Annotated in this window: 17 protein-coding genes and 1 pseudogene; 9 read left to right on the top strand and 9 right to left on the bottom strand. The window is 60.2% G+C overall.

The window, feature by feature from the left end:
• Positions 1–254: 254 nt before the first annotated feature.
• The gene (locus ACNFIC_RS18235) at positions 255–770 is read left to right on the top strand and encodes a hypothetical protein (protein WP_416781571.1); all 516 of its coding nucleotides are present in this window, start codon (positions 255–257) and stop codon (positions 768–770) included.
• 155 nt (positions 771–925) lie between these two features.
• Here the strand turns inward: ACNFIC_RS18235 and ACNFIC_RS18230 are convergent, their stop codons facing one another.
• The 3 genes from ACNFIC_RS18230 to ACNFIC_RS18220 all read right to left on the bottom strand — a co-directional run bounded on the left by ACNFIC_RS18230 (position 926) and on the right by ACNFIC_RS18220 (position 3,283).
• The gene (locus ACNFIC_RS18230) at positions 926–1,465 is read right to left on the bottom strand and encodes a hypothetical protein (RefSeq protein ID WP_416781570.1); all 540 of its coding nucleotides are present in this window, start codon (positions 1,463–1,465) and stop codon (positions 926–928) included.
• A gap of 270 nt (positions 1,466–1,735) precedes the next feature.
• Entirely contained in the window at positions 1,736–2,245 is a 510-nt protein-coding gene (locus ACNFIC_RS18225; protein ID WP_416781569.1) for a hypothetical protein, read from the bottom strand.
• Positions 2,246–2,590: 345 nt separating this feature from the next.
• Entirely contained in the window at positions 2,591–3,283 is a 693-nt protein-coding gene (locus ACNFIC_RS18220) for an SOS response-associated peptidase family protein (protein ID WP_416781681.1), read from the bottom strand.
• 105 nt (positions 3,284–3,388) lie between these two features.
• On the opposite strand from ACNFIC_RS18220, the gene ACNFIC_RS18215 reads away from it, so the two are divergent.
• Positions 3,389–3,817, top strand: coding sequence for a LexA family protein (locus ACNFIC_RS18215; RefSeq protein ID WP_416781568.1), 429 nt, complete (start codon positions 3,389–3,391; stop codon positions 3,815–3,817).
• Positions 3,807–5,085, top strand: a pseudogene (gene umuC, locus ACNFIC_RS18210) (translesion error-prone DNA polymerase V subunit UmuC). Before ACNFIC_RS18215 ends, umuC begins: the two are co-directional and overlap by 11 nt.
• 259 nt (positions 5,086–5,344) lie before the next feature.
• Here the strand turns inward: umuC and ACNFIC_RS18205 are convergent.
• From ACNFIC_RS18205 to ACNFIC_RS18180, 6 genes are all read right to left on the bottom strand, one after another.
• Positions 5,345–6,031, bottom strand: coding sequence for a hypothetical protein (locus ACNFIC_RS18205; RefSeq protein WP_416781567.1), 687 nt, complete (start codon positions 6,029–6,031; stop codon positions 5,345–5,347).
• A gap of 164 nt (positions 6,032–6,195) precedes the next feature.
• A complete protein-coding gene (locus ACNFIC_RS18200; RefSeq protein ID WP_416781566.1) occupies positions 6,196–6,588 on the bottom strand; it encodes a hypothetical protein in 393 nt (130 codons plus the stop codon).
• A gap of 224 nt (positions 6,589–6,812) precedes the next feature.
• Positions 6,813–7,082 carry a DUF3077 domain-containing protein gene (locus ACNFIC_RS18195; RefSeq protein WP_416781565.1) on the bottom strand — a complete coding sequence of 90 codons (270 nt, stop codon included), beginning with the start codon at positions 7,080–7,082 and terminating at the stop codon, positions 6,813–6,815.
• Positions 7,083–7,111: 29 nt separating this feature from the next.
• Positions 7,112–7,354 (bottom strand): hypothetical protein, encoded by a 243-nt coding sequence (locus ACNFIC_RS18190; protein ID WP_416781564.1) that lies wholly within the window; start codon positions 7,352–7,354, stop codon positions 7,112–7,114.
• A gap of 495 nt (positions 7,355–7,849) precedes the next feature.
• Positions 7,850–8,119: a DUF3077 domain-containing protein gene (locus tag ACNFIC_RS18185; RefSeq protein WP_416781563.1), complete on the bottom strand. Its 270-nt coding sequence runs from the start codon at positions 8,117–8,119 to the stop codon at positions 7,850–7,852.
• 29 nt (positions 8,120–8,148) lie between these two features.
• Positions 8,149–8,391 (bottom strand): hypothetical protein, encoded by a 243-nt coding sequence (locus ACNFIC_RS18180; RefSeq protein WP_416781562.1) that lies wholly within the window; start codon positions 8,389–8,391, stop codon positions 8,149–8,151.
• A gap of 446 nt (positions 8,392–8,837) precedes the next feature.
• Here ACNFIC_RS18180 and kdpF point away from each other — a divergent pair, with 446 nt between their 5' ends.
• The 6 genes from kdpF to ACNFIC_RS18150 all read left to right on the top strand — a co-directional run bounded on the left by kdpF (position 8,838) and on the right by ACNFIC_RS18150 (position 16,771).
• Positions 8,838–8,927: a K(+)-transporting ATPase subunit F gene (gene kdpF, locus ACNFIC_RS18175; protein WP_138220114.1), complete on the top strand. Its 90-nt coding sequence runs from the start codon at positions 8,838–8,840 to the stop codon at positions 8,925–8,927.
• 9 nt (positions 8,928–8,936) lie between these two features.
• A complete protein-coding gene (gene kdpA, locus ACNFIC_RS18170; protein WP_416781561.1) occupies positions 8,937–10,631 on the top strand; it encodes a potassium-transporting ATPase subunit KdpA in 1,695 nt (564 codons plus the stop codon).
• A gap of 10 nt (positions 10,632–10,641) precedes the next feature.
• Positions 10,642–12,696 (top strand): potassium-transporting ATPase subunit KdpB, encoded by a 2,055-nt coding sequence (kdpB, locus tag ACNFIC_RS18165; RefSeq protein WP_416781560.1) that lies wholly within the window; start codon positions 10,642–10,644, stop codon positions 12,694–12,696.
• Between the two features lie 13 nt (positions 12,697–12,709).
• Complete coding sequence (kdpC, locus tag ACNFIC_RS18160; RefSeq protein ID WP_138220111.1) at positions 12,710–13,273, top strand: potassium-transporting ATPase subunit KdpC; 564 nt, start codon at positions 12,710–12,712, stop codon at positions 13,271–13,273.
• 154 nt (positions 13,274–13,427) lie between these two features.
• Entirely contained in the window at positions 13,428–16,082 is a 2,655-nt protein-coding gene (locus ACNFIC_RS18155; protein ID WP_138220110.1) for a sensor histidine kinase, read from the top strand.
• Positions 16,079–16,771, top strand: a complete 693-nt coding sequence (locus ACNFIC_RS18150) for a response regulator (protein ID WP_138220109.1) — start codon at positions 16,079–16,081, stop codon at positions 16,769–16,771. Before ACNFIC_RS18155 ends, ACNFIC_RS18150 begins: the two co-directional genes overlap by 4 nt.
• Positions 16,772–16,836: the final 65 nt, after the last annotated feature.

The raw sequence follows: 16,836 nt of genomic DNA, 5'->3' as shown, positions 1-16,836 counted from the left end.
GCCGGTGTTCGCGGGCAAGCCCGCTTCCACGAATCTCCTTATGAGCCAATTAGTTAAAATTTTATCTGTGAGAGTGGGCTTGCCCGCAATATGGGCGCAGCCGGTGCTATTTGGTTTGCCGTTTGAGTACTGTACGATGCGCGCGTCAAATGTGTTGAAGTTGTAGTTAGGGATTACAAAAAATGGAATGGAATATGAGAGAGTTTAAACACGTTGTTTGTTCGGCTGCATCTGCATTGCTGGTGGCTTAGCTCTTGGCTGCTTGTGACGGCCACGCTTACAAGGTAGCCGGTGACAACGCCAAGGAAATCAGCCAGTATCAGGCGCAGCGAGGGGATGCTATAGCCTTCCTTTTGAAAACCACCGGTTATGTTGGCGAAATCAAGAGCCTAAAATCTCTGCCGGTAGGTTCAGGTCTGGTCGCGCAGTTTAAAAAGATGTCGGAGCTTAGAGCGGAAGGTGATGTATTTGGTAGCGTGGTCTCTCCGCTGTCTCATTGCCGTAATGTAGGCTACAGCGCCGGGCAATACTGGTCTGTCGTGGCAGGTAATATCCGCACGCAAAAACCAGAAGAGGCTTTTAATGCGTATCTTGCCGATGCACAAAAATGCCAGGAGCAAATCGACAATGCTCCGGCGCCAGTCACTTATCTGGAAACCCCTAAGGATAAAGAACCACCCTTCAGTGGCTGTCTGGAGGTAATCTCGTTGGGCGAAGAGAGAAACGTTAGAAGCTGGAGTTGTCCGTCAGAATTGCTCTCCAAACAGTAAGTTTTTTCATGCGCGTTTATTGCTACGATTCTTGCGCCAGACTGAGCCTGACGGCTTGTCTTGGCGCAATTCACTTGTCATGGTTCTATATTGGTGCGTGGATCGCGGCTCCTGTAAAATGTACTCAGTCACCGCCTGGCTCAAGCGTTTAGCTGCTACAGGCTAGTGATTTTAGGGTATCTGATATCCATTTTTAAAGGATTGTCGTAAGTTCCTCGCTCAGAACGTTTGGCTACTTCATTTCTAGACATGGAGATCGCACCGCTCACTAGCAAGGCAGACGCGGCGATCTGTAAGAGCGTTAGGTTGGTTAGGGTGGTGGTGAAGGTTATATCTTGGGGTGATGCGATTATGCCAAGCGCCACGCCTCCGCCAGCCCGCAGTATTGACTGAATGCCGAGCCCAACGTCAGAAACGATTACGTATGTGTAATTTATTCTTCGGGTGTTTTCGTCGGATCTGAAGCGGGTGTAGTACTTGATCACCGTTGCCATTAAGTAGATTATGGCGGCGCAAGAGTAGTAGTGAACTAGTTGCTCGATAGCCAATAGCCCGGAGACCATCTCGCGCAACGTTTCCGGGCTATTGCTAAACCACAAAATTGGAATTGTGCCCATGAATATACCTAGAAGTAATTCTGTTGGGAGCGTTGTCAGAAATTTTAACGTGTCCTGTTTAAATTTTCTGGCTCTCATGTGCTAAATCATTCCTTTCTGTTTTTTATCATCTAGTGCGTTGAAGAGGCAGGCCGAGTGGATGCCTAGCACTTGGTTTCTCATGCGGTAAAGGCTTGCGAGTTATGAGCGCTCTGATATTTCCGAAGATGGGGCAAGCGTCACTTAGCCGAGCGCTTTGGCCCAATTTCCATCTCATGAGCGCTAGATTTAAGTCGTCGCTGGAGGCGCCGTGTTTCACTTCATGCGCACCTAGGTTGCCCCGGTGGGGAAAGAGGAGCGCCTCTCAAATCAATCTGATTTAAAAAGTTTCGTGTGCTTCTTGAGGAGTATTAGTGCGATCATCCAGATGATGGATGCAACAATAGAGCCAAATACTCCTAACAAAAAACCAATCAGCCGCTCCTTCCAGATATTAGTGCCGGCTCGCTCTTCTTGAGCTCTTAGCACCGCTTCCACTGTTGCTCGATCTGTTTCGACTAGAGGTCTGAGTTTCTCTTGCTCGGACTTTAGTGTCAATAACGTCTCTTCCGTTTCGCGAAGCGAATTTTTCTGTGACTTAACAAAGGCTAGAAGATCTTGAATGTTCTTTTCGGTGGCATTCAACTGGTTGATCTGGGTTTGATAGTTGTCGCTCCCCATTAGTTTTTGATTTCTCTTCTCTTCGTCAATGCGTAATGCAGTAATGATGATGACTGTAATTACTGCAAAAAGGGCGATGGTGGCAAGCACTGTGGTCTTTGGGCGAATTTTGAAGAAGTGGATCCACAGATATACAATGACTGAAGTTAGGTTGAGCATACTGATTTCCATGTCAGGCACGGGCTAGATCGTCTTGCTAGCCCAGGAAGGCGCAGACCATAGCAATAAGCCAGCATCGAGGCAAATTTCAAATGAGCAGAGTGACTTTCCGTTGGCAGTACTGATATAAAGCCGCGCTTATCATGCTGAAGGCCTTGAAAATAAGGGTGTCTGTGAAGATTGGTCCAACTCATCATGGGTACACCACGAACCTTCTGAGTCTTAGGCCTGCTCACATACCCCGATTCGGGTTGCGCTCCTTTCGAGCAGCAAATGGTGCGTGGGAGCGGGCTCGCCAGCGATACGGGCGCAGCCGGTGCTTCTACTGCAAAGTGCGATAGCCCATTACTCATCCCGCGGACGCACCAAGTCTTCGCCTTGGTTACGCACATCCCCTACCTTTTTGCTCACCGCGTGCCACTTGAAGTCGCTAGCCGGCCGACAACCGGTTTCAACGATTTCTGCGGCTCGCGCGACCGAGGTTTGCGGGTTGATCCATTCCCGTGCCCGTGCGGGGCTGAGTACCAAAGGCTTGCGATCGTGAATATCGATCAGTCCTTGGTCAGCTGCTGCGGTAATGATCACGAAACCATCGCGCGTGTTTGGCTCCAGACCCAGGTGGACCTCGGTCAGCGCTGCGAAAAACAACGGGGCGTGATCCGTGGCGTGAATGTAGTAGGGCTGTTTGCGCTTTGGATCTTCAGGATCGGGGATCCACTCAAACCAGCCATTCGCCGGCGCCAAGACCCGGCCATTCGGCCAAAGCGCTTTGAAGAACTTGCCTGTCATCAGTGTCTCGGCCCGCGCATTGATTGGGTCGGGTCGCTTGCCTTTGGCCCACGCTGGCGCCCATCCCCACTTCACTCGATCAACGCTCAATCCTCCCGGCACGGGGCGTATCACTTCCACGCGGGTAGAGGGGGCGACGTTGTAGCGGTTGATCCGCTCATGGTCATACCCATTGATCACCACCAAATCCAAGGCCAGTTGCCTCAGGTAGTGGTCCATGCTCTCGTAGATCGAATACCGTCCACACATCATTCATGTCGCTCGTTTGTCGGGTATCGGGTGGCCGCCCGTTGATGTAGGAATCGTCTGACGGCTTACTGTATTTATATACAGTTTCGTTCGGATTTATCTGATATGACCATCACCGTTTTAGGTAAGCCGATCGGCGGTCCCGCGCTAATGCCCGTCTATTCGTTCCGCGTGCCTGCTGGGTTCCCTTCGCCTGCTGCGGATCATTTGGAGCGCCACATCTCGCTTGACGAGCTGTTTGAGCTGCGTGCGCCGCATGTGTATCTGGTGCAGGTGGACGGCGACAGTATGCAAGGTGCCGGTATTTTTTCCGGCGATCTGCTCATCGTTGACCGCAGCAACGAGGCGGAGCATGGCGATATCGTGATCGCGGCAATCAACGCCGAACCGGTCTGCAAACGGCTGTACCGGCGTAACGGGATGGTGATCCTGCAATCGGAGAATCCTGCGTATCCGCCGCGTCATATTATGGAAGGCGACGACTTGGTCATCTGGGGTGTGGTCCGCTACAGCGTGCGCGATCATGCCCAATGAGCCGGTGTTCGCGTTGATCGACTGCAATGCGTTCTACGCCAGCTGCGAGCGCGTGTTTCGCCCCGACCTGGCCAAGACCCCCATCGTGGTGTTGAGCAAGAACGGCGGCTGTGTGATCGCCCGCTCTTACGATGCCAAGCCCTACGTGAAGATGGGTGAACCCTACTTTCAGGCCCGGGAGAAGCTGCAGCGGCATGGCGTCGTCGCGTTCTCGTCCAATTACGCGCTGTACGGCGACATGAGCCAGCGGGTCATGTCGCTGATCGAGTCGATGGTGCCCGCCAGCGAGGTCTATTCGATTGACGAATGTTTCGCTGAGCTCACAGGCGTGAGGGAGAATTTGACCCAATTCGGCCGCGACCTTCGCGCCAGGGTGCTGCGCTGCACAGGCATCCCGGTGGGTGTAGGTATCGCACGCACCAAAACCTTGGCGAAGCTGGCCAACCACACGGCCAAGCGCTTGCAACAGGTCACTGGTGGGGTCGTGGATATTACCCGGCCGTTCGAGCGCGACTGGGTGTTGCGCAACACCGAGGTCAAAGAGGTCTGGGGGATTGGCCGGAAGATGACCGCCCACCTAGAGAGTATGGGCATCAAAACGGCCATGGACCTGGCGAAGGCTGATCCGCGCATGCTGCGCGACAAGTTCAGTGTGGTGATCGAGAAGACCGCTCGAGAGCTCGCCGGCACGCCGTGTCTTGAACTGGACGAGCCTGATCCGCCCAAGCAGGAGATCTGCTGTAGCCGCATGTTTGGCAGGCGCCTGACGGAACTGACGCCGATCAAGCAGGCGGTGGCCACGTACGCGGGGCGAGCGGCGGAAAAGCTGCGTGCCCAAGGGGCGGTCTGCAAGCGTATACGGGTGAGTATCCGCACGGGCATGTTCAACCCCAACGAGTTGCATCACGCCCAGGGGGCGCTATTGGAGTTGCCGTATCCAACCAACGACACGCTGTTACTCACTCGGGCAGCGACTGAGGCGGTCGAGCGGGTTTTCGAGGCTGGCTACCGTTACAGCAAGGCCGAGGTGTTGTTGCTTGATCTTCGCCAGCCTGGTGAGTTCACTGACGACCTGTTCGCCGCTTCGCAGCAAGCGGCGTCGGACCGGTTGATGTCGATGCTGGATCAGATCAATGACAGGTATGGCAGGGGAACGGTGAGGGCGGGCAGCGTCCCCCCGCACCCCCGATTGGGGGATGCGGCGCGACATGATGAGCCAGTCGTATACGACGCGGATTGATCAGCTGTGGAAGGTCAGTTCGCGGTAATGGGCAGGTGCTAGGGTGGGGCAAAAATGGGGCAAACCGTATGCCATTCCATGCCAACCAATGCCATTTTGATCAAGTGCTATCGTGATGCTAAAAGGCCCTCAAGCCCTTATATCAGGGGTTTGAGGGCCTTTTGTCGTTGATATTCCAGCACAATCGGGGTGTGCCACGGAGGTTGTTGGGCTCTGCCTGCGCTTAGTTAGGGTGTATTTAGACCAGTCGCTAAGAAGTTTTGGCTTGATTTTCTTAGTGGTTTTTGCTAAATGCCCAGGCTTTTTTTAATGAGATCGCCCACAATAGGCCACATTACTGGTTGCAGCCCCTGCCATGCTGGGCCGCATACTTTTTCAAGTAATGATTTTGCAGTTTTACCATCCCCGTCATTGGCATGAATTATCACGGATTCAAGATCTGCTTGTTGCTCTCGTGTCACAACTGTGCCATGTGTTTCAAGGATTTTTATGAGTTCGTGTAGGGTGCCAGATTCAGTTAGCGAGTTGGTTTCTAATTTCTGGGATATTACTTCTCCGGCAGCAAGTTGCATGTTGTTGAAGTTTCCGCCCGAGATATGAACGTTGTTAACGATTCGCTGAGACTTGTTCGGGCGATTCGGCGACTGTTTGGCTGCCCTGTAGCCTTGCTCAGTAAGCCCAGCATACTCCCTGAGGCTGTAGCCGCCGACAACCATGACTCCGCTGCCCGGCCTATTCTCATATGCCTTGTAAGGGCCAGTTCTTATTAGTCTCTTTTTTTCAAGATCTTTCAGTGCGAGGTCAAAGTCTACTGTAGAAATATCGTCGCTAGTGCAGATTGCGTTAATCAGATCTGAGATTTTAGGGCCTTCGTAGCTCCTGCGAAACACTGATGAGTCAAATCCACGCTCAGAGAAGTCAACGAGAAGGGCTCCAAGAATCTGTTTTTCAGCTTCGTCTAAATGCGCTGCCATGTCGGTCCTTGTATATTCACATTAGATGGGCGACTCGGAGGGGAGCTCAAGACGCGTATGAAAGTGCATCAGTCGAAGCTTGAGCTTGTACTGCCTTCCGTTAAGGTGAATCTGGGCCAAGGTGGAGTGTCGACATCGGTTGCACTAAGGCAGCCCTAGTCGCGTTATTCATCATTCATCTTGTCCCACTGACGATCGTATTCTTCAACTTCGTCAATGCAGCTTTGGCACATACCACGACCATAATAGCCTTCGTTTTCAAGCGCGTTTGCGAGCGCCTCGCCCTCGAGAATCACGTGGCATTCATGAAGCTCGCCCGCTGGGTCCGTATGTCCATCGCACTGCCTGGTGAGCCACGAGCTTAGGACATGCTTCTGCGGTTCGGTCAGGGTGTTGTAGCCGTGCGCGATCGCCCGCTTGGCAATCCCACGCACTTTGGCATCCTCGTCATCAAGGTAACCAACCTCGAAAAGCTTTTTAAGTACCTTCACTTCGCCGGCCACTTCTGTGCTCCCAAAATGAGATTGGTCGACGATATCACTTAGCCGCCATTTCATGAAGGGCTCGCGGTTCGCAGGCACGCATGCGTTAGAGGTTGTTCGGTACAAAATTGGTACGTGGATTGTCAGTGGCATGGTGCGTGGGAGCGGGCTTGCCCGCGATACCGGCGCAGCCGGTGCCATCTATCGCGTGCAAGCCCGCTCCCCAGTCCCTTGCGAATCAGGCTTGGGCTATGGCGCTGACCAAACCTGCAATGCCGAAAATGCCGTCGAGTAAGCCCTCAACGCCGCATCCCCAGCTCCGCATCATCCATCAACGCCTTAGCCATCGCCGTCAGATAATGCGCAGCCCAAACCAGCTGCTCGTTCTTATCCAGCACCCCGGCCAACGTCATCTCGCGTACGCACCCCATCAACTCAGAAGCTTGCTCGCGCGCATGTTGGCAAGGAATACCCGGCTCAATGCAGAACAGTGGTTCGCTATGACCTTCGCCCTGGTAAAACTTGGTCTTGCCGACGGTGGTGTTCGGTGTGGTGTCATCGGTGGTCATTGTCCAATCTCCCTGAACGGCTCGAAGCCTCAATGTCGCGTCTGCGGCGCCTTGAAGAACTGCAACTGAATCAGCGCTGACTCAAGCAATGAACGCAGCGCACCTAGTTCATGGCTCGAGGTCAGCATCAGTGCCGTGGCGGGAGACTTGGGGCCGATCTGGACAGCCTGATGCACCACGGCTTGCGCACACATGGCGTACTCGGTGGCCTGGATGAGGGTGTCTTCCAGGGAGTGGCAGTCATGGGGCGGGTCGGGGACGATCTTGAGCATCGTATGATTCCTGAATGATGCTGCCCCCCGCCTGCTGTCAAACAGAAGGGTGGCGGCTGTACGTGGGTTGACAGACCGGCGGAATCACACAAGTTCCGGCGCACGCAAGCGTGCCCACACGTACAGCCACCATGAAGGCGAACCGTACCCGTGATTACCGTCGCAGCCTGTCAAAGCTGTGTCGTTGATATGCAACGACACGCCGAGACTAGATACCGACCCAGGCGGCTGCAACGGAAAAACGGCGGTAGGAGGATATTTGGGAAATGGACTACAAGGAAGGGCTTAAGTCTGATTGTTGGCACACCCCAATCCATCATGAATGAATTGGAAACCTTCTTGGCCTCAGACCGGCTCGGGTCCCCCTATTCAAGTTACGTCCCTGTCAGATAGATCATGGTGCGTGGGAACGGGCAAGCCCGCTCCCACGGTCCGTTGTAAATCAGTTGGCTGCTGATCAAGCCTGCAAAGCGTCAAACACCGCCAGCCAACCCCTCAACGCCGCATCCCCAGCTCCGCATCATCCATCAACGCCTTAGCCATCGCCGTCAAATAATGCGCAGCCCAAACCAGTTGCTCGTTCTTATCCAGCACCCCGGCCAACGTCATCTCGCGTACGCACCCCATCAACTCGGAGGCTTGCTCGCGCGCATGCTTGCAAGGAATCCCCGGCTCGATGCAGAACAGTGGCTCGCTATGGCCTTCGCCCTGGTAAAACTTTGTCTTGCCGACCGTGGTGTTCGGTGTGGTGTCATCAGTGGTCATTGTCCAATCTCCCTGAACGGTTCGATGCCTCAATGCTGCGTCTGCGGTGCCTTGAAGAACTGCAACTGAATCAGCGCCGACTCAAGCAATGAGCGCAGCGCACCTAGCTCATCGGCCGAGGTCAGCATCAGCGCCGTAGCGGGAGACTTGGGGGCGATCTGGACAGCCTGATGTACCACGGCTTGTGCGCACATGGCGTACTCTGTGGCCTGGATGAGGGTATCTTCCAGAGAGTGGCAGTCATGCGGTGGGTCGGGGACGATCTTCAACATCACGATTTTCCTCCTTAGCGCCGCCACCTGCCTGCTGTCAAACAGAAGGGTGGCAGCTGTACGTGGGTTGACAGACCGGCGAAAATCGTAAAATTCCGGCGCACGCAAGCGTGCCCGCACGTACAGCCGCCATAGAGGTGAGCCGTATACGATTTTTTCGTCGCAGCCTGTCAAAGCTGTGTCGTTGATATGCAACGACACGCCGAGACTAGATACCGACCCAGGCGGCTGCAACGGAAAAACGGCGGTAGGAGGATATTTGGGAAACGGACTACAAGAAAGGGCTTAAATCTGATTGTTGCCGCACCTCACTACCCAAACACCCCCGCCTGAATCTTTACGCTTTCTTTATCCCCCACCCACCGCCCTGATCTCGCCCCTTTACGCCCACCCCTCGGACAATCCTCCCAAAGCGGCCAGCAAGCCGCATTACGGGAGACTTCCTCATGTACATGCTCGACGAACTGTCACTGCTGTTGGCCGTGGCATTGGCGATTTACCTGCTGGTCGCGCTGCTGCGCGCCGATCGCAGCTAAGGGGCCGCCATGCACAGTTACGACTACCTGTTGCTGCTGGCGTTCTTCGCACTCGTGCTGTTGCCAGCGCCGTGGCTTGGGCGTTTCTACTACAAGGTGATGGAGGGCCAGCGCACCTGGCTGTCGCCGGTCCTTGGCCCGGTAGAGCGCACCTGCTACCGCGTGGCGGGTGTGCGCGCTGACCGGCAACACAACTGGAAGCAATACGCCCTGGCGCTGCTGGCCTTCAACTTGGCCGGTTTCGGGCTGCTGTTCGCCGTGCTGTTGCTGCAAGGCAGCCTGCCGCTCAACCCGCAACACCTGCCGGGCCAGGAATGGTCGCTGGCGCTCAACACCGCTGTCAGCTTCGTGACCAACACCAACTGGCAGGCCTACAGCGGCGAAGCCTCGCTGAGCTACCTGAGCCAGATGCTCGGGCTGACCGTGCAGAACTTCGTCAGCGCGGCCACTGGCTTGGCGGTGCTGGTGGCGCTGTGCCGGGGCATCACCCGGCGCTCGACCAGCAACCTTGGCAACTTCTGGGTCGACCTGACGCGCGCCACCCTTTATGGCCTGCTGCCGCTGTGCCTGCTGCTGGCACTGCTGCTGGTGTGGCAGGGCGTGCCGCAGACCTTCAGCGACTACGCCCACGCGGTCACCCTGCAAGGCACCGAGCAGACCATCCCCCTGGGCCCAGCCGCCAGCCAGATCGCCATCAAGCAGCTCGGCACCAATGGCGGTGGTTTCTTCGGCGTCAACTCGGCGCACCCGTTCGAAAACCCAACGGCCTGGAGCAACCTGTTCGAAGTGGTCTCGATCATCCTGATCCCGGTGGCTCTGGTGTTCACCTTCGGCCACTACGTCAAGGATTTGCGCCAGAGCCGCGCGATCATCGCCTGCATGCTGGCGCTGTTCGTGATCGGCGGTAGCGTCGCGCTGTGGTCGGAATACCAGCCCAACCCGATGCTTGACGGCGCCCAGGTGCAGCATGAAGCACCTCTCGAAGGCAAGGAAAGCCGCTTCGGCACCACCGCTTCGGTGCTCTGGACGGTGACCACCACGGCGGCCTCCAACGGCTCGGTCAATGCCATGCATGACAGCCTCAACCCCCTGACCGGCATGGTGGCGATGGTCAACATGATGGTTGGCGAGGTGATTTTTGGCGGCGTCGGTGCCGGGCTCTACGGCATGTTGCTGTTCGTGCTGATCGCGGTGTTCCTGGCCGGGCTGATGATTGGCCGCACCCCCGAATACCTGGGCAAGAAACTCCAGGCCCGCGAGGTGCAGTTGCTGGTGGCGACGCTGCTGGTGATGCCGGTGGGCGTGCTGGTGCTCGGCGCGATTGCCGCCAGCCTGCCGGGCCCGGCGGGAGCGGTCAGCAATCCGGGGGCGCATGGCTTCAGCCAGTTGCTGTACGCCTATACCTCGGGCGCTGCCAACAACGGCTCGGCCTTCGCAGGCTTTGGCGCCAACACGGTGTTCCATAACCTGATGATCGCCTTGGCCATGCTCATCGGCCGCTTCGGCTACATCCTGCCGGTGCTGGCCCTGGCCGGCAGTCTCGCGGCGAAGAACAGCGCGCCGCAGGGCTCGAACAGCTTCCCCACCCACGGCCCGCTGTTCACCACCTTGCTGCTGGTGACCATCGTGCTGGTGGGCGGCCTGACCTTCCTGCCGAGCCTGGCCCTTGGGCCGATTGCCGAACACCTGAGCCTGGGTTTCTGAGGAATACACCATGAACATGCCGATTCCCGATGTGAAAGCGCCCCACGGTGCCAAGGACCAAACCCGTTTCAGCGCGCTGTGGCGCCCGGCGCTATGGCAGGCGGTGGTCAAGCTCGACCCGCGCCAGCTCAAGCGCTCGCCGGTAATGCTGGTGGTGGCCCTGACTGCCATGCTCACCACTGCGCTGTGTTTTGCCCCCGGTAACGGTGTAAGCACCGGCGTTGCCATGCAAATCGCCGTGTGGCTGTGGTTCACCGTCCTGTTCGCCAACTTTGCCGAAGCCTTGGCCGAAGGGCGCGGCAAGGCCCGTGCCGACAGCCTCAAGGCGGGCAGCCAGGGCTTGATGGCCCAGCGCCGTAAGGGTGATGGCAGCTTCGAGGCGGTCGCCGCCGCCCAACTGCGCAAGGGCGACGTAGTGCGGGTCGTGGCCGGTGAGATGATCCCTGGCGATGGCGAGGTGCTCGAAGGTATCGCTGCGGTCAACGAAGCTGCCATTACCGGCGAATCCGCGCCAGTGATCCGCGAGTCTGGCGGTGATCGTTCAGCGGTCACCGGCAATACCCGGCTGGTGTCTGACTGGCTGCTGATCCGCATCACCAGCAACCCCGGCGAATCCACCCTGGACCGCATGATCGCCCTGGTGGAAGGCGCCAAGCGCCAGAAGACGCCCAACGAGATCGCCCTGGATATCCTGCTGATCGGGCTGACCCTGATCTTTCTGATCGTGGTGGTCACGCTACAGCCATTCGCCCACTTCGCCGGAGGCAGCCTGCCGCTGATCTTCCTCGCCGCGCTACTGGTGACGTTGATCCCCACCACCATCGGTGGGCTGCTCTCGGCCATCGGCATTGCCGGCATGGACCGCCTGGTGCGACTCAACGTGATCGCCCGTTCGGGCCGCGCGGTGGAGGCCGCAGGCGATGTGCACACGCTGATGCTCGACAAGACCGGCACCATCACTTTTGGCAACCGCCGTTGCAGTGCCTTGCACGCCGCCTCCGGCGTGACCGCCAAGGAGTTGGGGGAGGGCGCCTTGCTCGCCTCGCTGGCCGATGACACCGCCGAGGGCAAGTCGATCGTCGAGTACCTGCGCCAACTGCATGATTTCGCCGAGCCTTCGGCCAGCCAGTACGAGGCGATTGCCTTCAGTGCCGAGACGCGGCTGTCGGGTATCGACTTCCAGCAGCGCCGCTACCGCAAGGGCGCGGTCGATGCGGTGCTGGCCTTCGTCGGCATGCAGCGCCTGGAAATGCCAGCGCCCTTGGCGCGCGAAGTGGAGCGCATCGCCCAGAGCGGCGGCACGCCGCTGCTGGTGTGTGTCGACAAGCGCCTGCTTGGGGTGATCCACCTCAAGGACGTGGTCAAGCCCGGCATCCGCGAGCGCTTTGCCGAACTGCGCAAGCTGGGCATCCGCACCGTGATGGTCACTGGCGACAACCCGTTGACCGCTGCTGCCATCGCAGCCGAGGCTGGGGTCGACGACGTGCTGGCCGAAGCCACGCCTGAGAAGAAACTGGCGCGCATCCGCCAGGAGCAAAACGACGGCCGCCTGGTGGCCATGTGCGGTGACGGCGCCAACGACGCCCCGGCCCTGGCCCAGGCCGATGTGGGCATGGCCATGAACGACGGCACCCAGGCCGCCCGCGAGGCCGCCAACATGGTCGATCTGGACAGTGACCCGACCAAGCTGCTGGATGTGGTGCAGGTGGGCAAGGAGCTGCTGGTGACGCGTGGCGCCCTGACCACCTTTTCCATCGCCAACGACGTGGCCAAGTACTTCGCCATCCTGCCGGCGCTGTTCGCGGCCATCTACCCGCAACTGGGCGTGCTCAACCTGATGGGGCTGGCCAGCCCGCAGAGTGCGATCTTGTCGGCCATCGTGTTCAACGCGCTGATCATCATCGTGCTGATCCCGCTGGCCTTGCGTGGGGTGCGCGTGCAGGCCGCCAGCGCCGCGCAACTACTGCGGCGCAACCTGCTGATCTACGGGGTTGGCGGTCTCATCGTGCCGTTTGCCGGGATCAAGCTGATCGACGTTGTGCTCAATGCCCTGCACCTGGTTTGAAGGAGAGACTGACATGACCGCTTATGTACGCCCGGCCCTGAGCCTGGTGCTGCTGATGACCTTGGTCACCGGCGTGCTGTATCCCCTGGCCGTCACCGGCATCGCCCAGGTGGCCTTCCCCGAGCAGGCCAACGGCAGTCTGGTGCGTGATGCGCGAGGCGTGGTGCGCGGCTCGGCGTTGATTGCCCAGGCATTCGAAGGCGACGCGTGGTTCCAGCCGCGCCCCTCTGCTGGCGCCTACGCCACCGTGGCTAGCGGTGCGAGCAACCTGGCGCCGAGCAATCCGGTGCTGGCCGAGCGGGTGCAAAGCGCGGCCAGCACGCAGTATCAGGCTGCGCAGGGGCCGGTGCCCCAGGCCCTGCTGACCACCTCGGCCAGCGGCCTGGATCCGCACTTGCCGCCCGAGGCCATCGCCTACCAACTGCCGCGCGTGGCGGCGGCGCGGCAGGTGGCGCCAGAGCGCTTGCAAGTGCTGGTCGATGACGCCACGCTGCGCCCATTGATCGGGCCGCCGGTGGTGAATGTGCTGGCGCTGAACCAAGCACTGGAGCGCCTGGCGCCGCTCACCGAACGTTAACGCCACACCCATGTAGGAGCGGCCTTGTGTCGCGATGGGGCGCGCAGCGGCCCCAGGATCTCGGCATCACGCAAAATCGCCGGGGCCGCTGCGCGCCCCATCGCGACACAAGGCCGCTCCTACACCAAGCCATTGCATCATTACAGGACCTGACATGAGCAACCCCACCCGCGCCGATGCCTTGCTCGCCGGCCTGCCCCGCGAAGGGCGCGGCAGGCTAAAGGTATTTCTTGGCGCCGCCCCGGGGGTCGGCAAGACCTTCGCCATGCTTCAGGCCGCCCACGCTCAGTTGCGCCAGGGTGTGGCGCTGGTGGCGGGAGTGGTCGAAACCCATGGCCGCAGTGAAACCGAGGCGCTGCTCGCCGGGCTCCCCCAGCAACCGTTGCTGCGCAGCGAGTACCGTGGCGTCACCCTCGAGGAAATGGACCTCGACGGCCTGCTCAAGGCCGCACCGCCCCTGGTGCTGGTGGATGAGCTGGCGCACAGCAATGCCCCCGGCAGCCGCCACGCCAAGCGCTGGCAAGATGTGCAGGAACTGTTGGCCGCTGGCATCGACGTGTACACCACGGTCAACGTCCAGCACCTGGAAAGCCTCAACGACAAGGTCCGCGACATCACCGGGGTGCAGGTGCGCGAAACCCTGCCCGACTGGGTGCTGCACGAGGCCTTCGAACTGGTGCTGATCGACCTGCCGCCGCGTGAGCTGCTCGAACGCCTGCGCGAGGGCAAGGTGTATGTCCCCGAGCAGGCTCGCGCCGCCATCGATGCGTTTTTCTCGCAGACCAACCTGACCGCCCTGCGCGAGCTGGCCATGCAGACCGCCGCCGCTCAGGTCGACGCCGACCTGGCCAGCGGCTACCGCCAGCGTGGCCAAGAGGCCCCGGCCTTGCGCGGGCGTTTGCTGGTTGGCATCGATGGCGACGAGCAGGCCGAGCGCCTAGTGCGCCATGCCAGCCGCGTCGCCCAGCGCCGGCATCTGCCCTGGAGCGTGGTGTACGTGGACAACGGCCGGCTGCGCGACGAATCGGCCCGCCATCGCTTGCAGGCTGCCCAGCAGTTGGCCGAGCGATTGGGCGGCGAGGTGGTGCTGCTGCGCGCAGGCGAGGTGGCGCGCACGCTGATCCAGCATGCCGCCGAGCGCCGCGCCAGCCTGGTACTGGTGGGTCAGTCCCGTGACCGCCTGCGCCGGCGGCTGTTCGGCGCAGGCGTGGCGGCGCGCCTGCTGCGCGAAAGCCATGGCCTGGAAATCAACGTGCTCGACCGCGACGCCCAGCCGCCCCCGGCACGCGCGGCGGTACGGCAGGTGTGGGTGTGGCGTCACTACCTGCTGGCGCTGTTGGCCACGGCGCTGGCCGCTGGGCTGGCGTGGGGCGTGTCGCGCGTCCTGGCGCTGCCTAACATTTCCCTGGTGTTTCTCGCCGCAGTGTTGCTGGTAGCGGTACGCAGCAGCCTCGGCCCGGCGCTGGCCTGTGCGGTGTTGTCGTTCCTGGCCTATGACTTTTTGTTCATTCCGCCGAATTTCTCGTTCAGCATCCAGCGCGAAGAAGACGTACTCACCCTGGTGTTCTTCCTGCTGATGGCGGCGCTGACCGGCAACCTGGCCGCCCGCCAGCGCCGCCAGTTACAGGCGCTGCGCGAAACCCAGGCGCAGACCAGTCAACTGCTCGACCTGTCGCGCCGACTCACCGTGGCCACCGATCGTCAGGCGGTGTTCAATGCCGCTGGCCAGCATCTGGATGGCTGGCATGATGTGCAGGTGTGCTTGCTCGAACGTGACGCAGAAGGGCTTTTGCACGTGGTCGGCGGTACTGCTGCGGCGTTCACCGACATCGAACGCGCGGCGGCCGAGTGGGCCTGGCAACAGGGCCAGGCGGCCGGCTTTGGCAGCGATACCTTGCCGCACGGCCGCTGGTGGTGGTGGCCGCTGGCGGTGGAAGAGCAGCCCCTGGCGCTGCTCGGCGTGCGCCCGCGCAACGCTGAGCCGCTCGCTGCGCAGCGGCGGCGCTTGCTGATGGCGCTGGCTCAGCCCCTGGCTCAGGCACTGGCGCGCGCGCGCCTGGGCGAGCAACTGGAGGCGGCGCGCCTGCACGGGGAGACTGAGCAACTGCGCAGTGCCTTGCTCGCCTCGGTGTCGCACGACCTGCGTAGTCCGTTGACCGCCATGCGCGGCAGCATCGACAGCCTGCTGGCGCTGGGCGAGGCGATCCCGATCCAAGATCGGCGCGAGCTGCTCGAAGGCACTCGCGATGAAGCCGAGCGCCTGGATCGTTACATTCAGAACCTGCTGGACATGACCCGGCTGGGCCACGGCGCTTTGAAGCTGGCACGTGACTGGGTGGCCCCGGCCGATATCGTCGGCAGCGCCCTCAACCGCTTGCGGGTGGTGCTGGCACCGCTGCGGGTGCATACCGAGGTGCCGGCTGAATTACCCTTGCTGTTCGTGCATGCGGCGCTGATCGAGCAGGCGCTGGTTAACGTGCTGGAGAACGCTGCGCGTTTCTCGCCGCCGCAGGGCCGCTTGCTGTTGCAGGTGACGGTGCAGGGCGCGCAACTGTGCCTGGCCGTCAGCGACCAGGGCCCCGGTATTGCAGCAGAGGAGCGCGAGAAGATTTTCGACATGTTCTATACCGCTGCGCGCGGTGACCGGGGCGGGCAGGGTACGGGTCTGGGGCTGGCCATCTGCCAAGGCATGATCGGCGCCCACGGCGGGCATATCCTGGTGGGCGACGGCATCGATGGCCAGGGCACGTGCATCACACTATGCTTGCCGCTGCCCAACCAACCCGAGCCTGAAAGTGAAGCCCCATGAGCCAAGCCGCCACCCTGTTGGTGATTGACGACGAGCCGCAGATTCGCAAGTTCCTGCGCATTAGCCTGGCGTCTCAGGGCTACAAAGTGCTCGAAGCCGGCAGCGGCGCCGAGGGGCTGGCCCAGGCGGCATTGGGCAAGCCGGACTTGGTGGTGCTCGACCTGGGCCTGCCGGACATGGACGGCCAACAGGTGCTGCGCGAGTTGCGTGAATGGAGCACGGTGCCGGTGATGGTGCTGTCGGTGCGTGCCAGCGAGGTGCAGAAAGTCGATGCGCTCGATGGCGGGGCCAACGACTATGTGACCAAGCCATTCGGTATTCAGGAATTTCTCGCCCGCGTACGTGCCTTGTTGCGCCAGGCGCCACAGCTGGGCGCGGGTGTGGCGACGGCGAATTTTGGTCCTTTGCAGGTGGATTTCGCCTTTCGCCGGGTGACTCTCGACGGCGTCGAAGTGGCGCTGACGCGCAAGGAGTACGCGCTGTTGGCGCAACTGGCCGGGCACCCAGGGCGGGTGATCACCCAGCAGCAGTTGCTCAAGGATATCTGGGGGCCGACCCATGTGGACGACACCCACTACCTGCGCATTGTGGTGGGGCATCTGCGGCAGAAGCTGGGGGATGACCCGACTGCGCCGAGGTTCATCATTACCGAGGCGGGGGTGGGTTACCGGTTGGTGGCGCCGGTGTGAAGCCGCTTATGTGCGGCGTCTCCCCCGCGATCTTGCCTTGGGCTCAGATCCTGGGGTCGCTGCGC

The organism is Pseudomonas sp. NY15463 (assembly GCF_048068415.1).
Lineage (GTDB): Bacteria > Pseudomonadota > Gammaproteobacteria > Pseudomonadales > Pseudomonadaceae > Aquipseudomonas > Aquipseudomonas mosselii_C.
Note: the sequence above shows the minus strand (reverse complement) of the source record. Positions and strands in the feature narration are given on the sequence as shown.

Excerpts from the sequence above, each read along its gene's own strand:
- ACNFIC_RS18225 (WP_416781569.1), bottom strand. The coding sequence starts at position 2,245 with ATGCTCAACCTAACTTCAGTCATTGTATATCTGTGGATCCACTTCTTC.
- ACNFIC_RS18230 (WP_416781570.1), bottom strand. The coding sequence starts at position 1,465 with ATGAGAGCCAGAAAATTTAAACAGGACACGTTAAAATTTCTGACAACG.
- ACNFIC_RS18200 (WP_416781566.1), bottom strand. The coding sequence starts at position 6,588 with ATGAAATGGCGGCTAAGTGATATCGTCGACCAATCTCATTTTGGGAGC.
- kdpC (WP_138220111.1), top strand. The coding sequence starts at position 12,710 with ATGACCGCTTATGTACGCCCGGCCCTGAGCCTGGTGCTGCTGATGACC.
- ACNFIC_RS18155 (WP_138220110.1), top strand. The coding sequence starts at position 13,428 with ATGAGCAACCCCACCCGCGCCGATGCCTTGCTCGCCGGCCTGCCCCGC.
- ACNFIC_RS18150 (WP_138220109.1), top strand. The coding sequence starts at position 16,079 with ATGAGCCAAGCCGCCACCCTGTTGGTGATTGACGACGAGCCGCAGATT.
- kdpB (WP_416781560.1), top strand. The coding sequence starts at position 10,642 with ATGAACATGCCGATTCCCGATGTGAAAGCGCCCCACGGTGCCAAGGAC.
- kdpF (WP_138220114.1), top strand. The coding sequence starts at position 8,838 with ATGTACATGCTCGACGAACTGTCACTGCTGTTGGCCGTGGCATTGGCG.
- ACNFIC_RS18185 (WP_416781563.1), bottom strand. The coding sequence starts at position 8,119 with ATGACCACTGATGACACCACACCGAACACCACGGTCGGCAAGACAAAG.
- ACNFIC_RS18220 (WP_416781681.1), bottom strand. The coding sequence starts at position 3,283 with ATGTGTGGACGGTATTCGATCTACGAGAGCATGGACCACTACCTGAGG.
- ACNFIC_RS18180 (WP_416781562.1), bottom strand. The coding sequence starts at position 8,391 with ATGTTGAAGATCGTCCCCGACCCACCGCATGACTGCCACTCTCTGGAA.
- ACNFIC_RS18215 (WP_416781568.1), top strand. The coding sequence starts at position 3,389 with ATGACCATCACCGTTTTAGGTAAGCCGATCGGCGGTCCCGCGCTAATG.
- ACNFIC_RS18205 (WP_416781567.1), bottom strand. The coding sequence starts at position 6,031 with ATGGCAGCGCATTTAGACGAAGCTGAAAAACAGATTCTTGGAGCCCTT.
- ACNFIC_RS18190 (WP_416781564.1), bottom strand. The coding sequence starts at position 7,354 with ATGCTCAAGATCGTCCCCGACCCGCCCCATGACTGCCACTCCCTGGAA.
- kdpA (WP_416781561.1), top strand. The coding sequence starts at position 8,937 with ATGCACAGTTACGACTACCTGTTGCTGCTGGCGTTCTTCGCACTCGTG.
- ACNFIC_RS18195 (WP_416781565.1), bottom strand. The coding sequence starts at position 7,082 with ATGACCACCGATGACACCACACCGAACACCACCGTCGGCAAGACCAAG.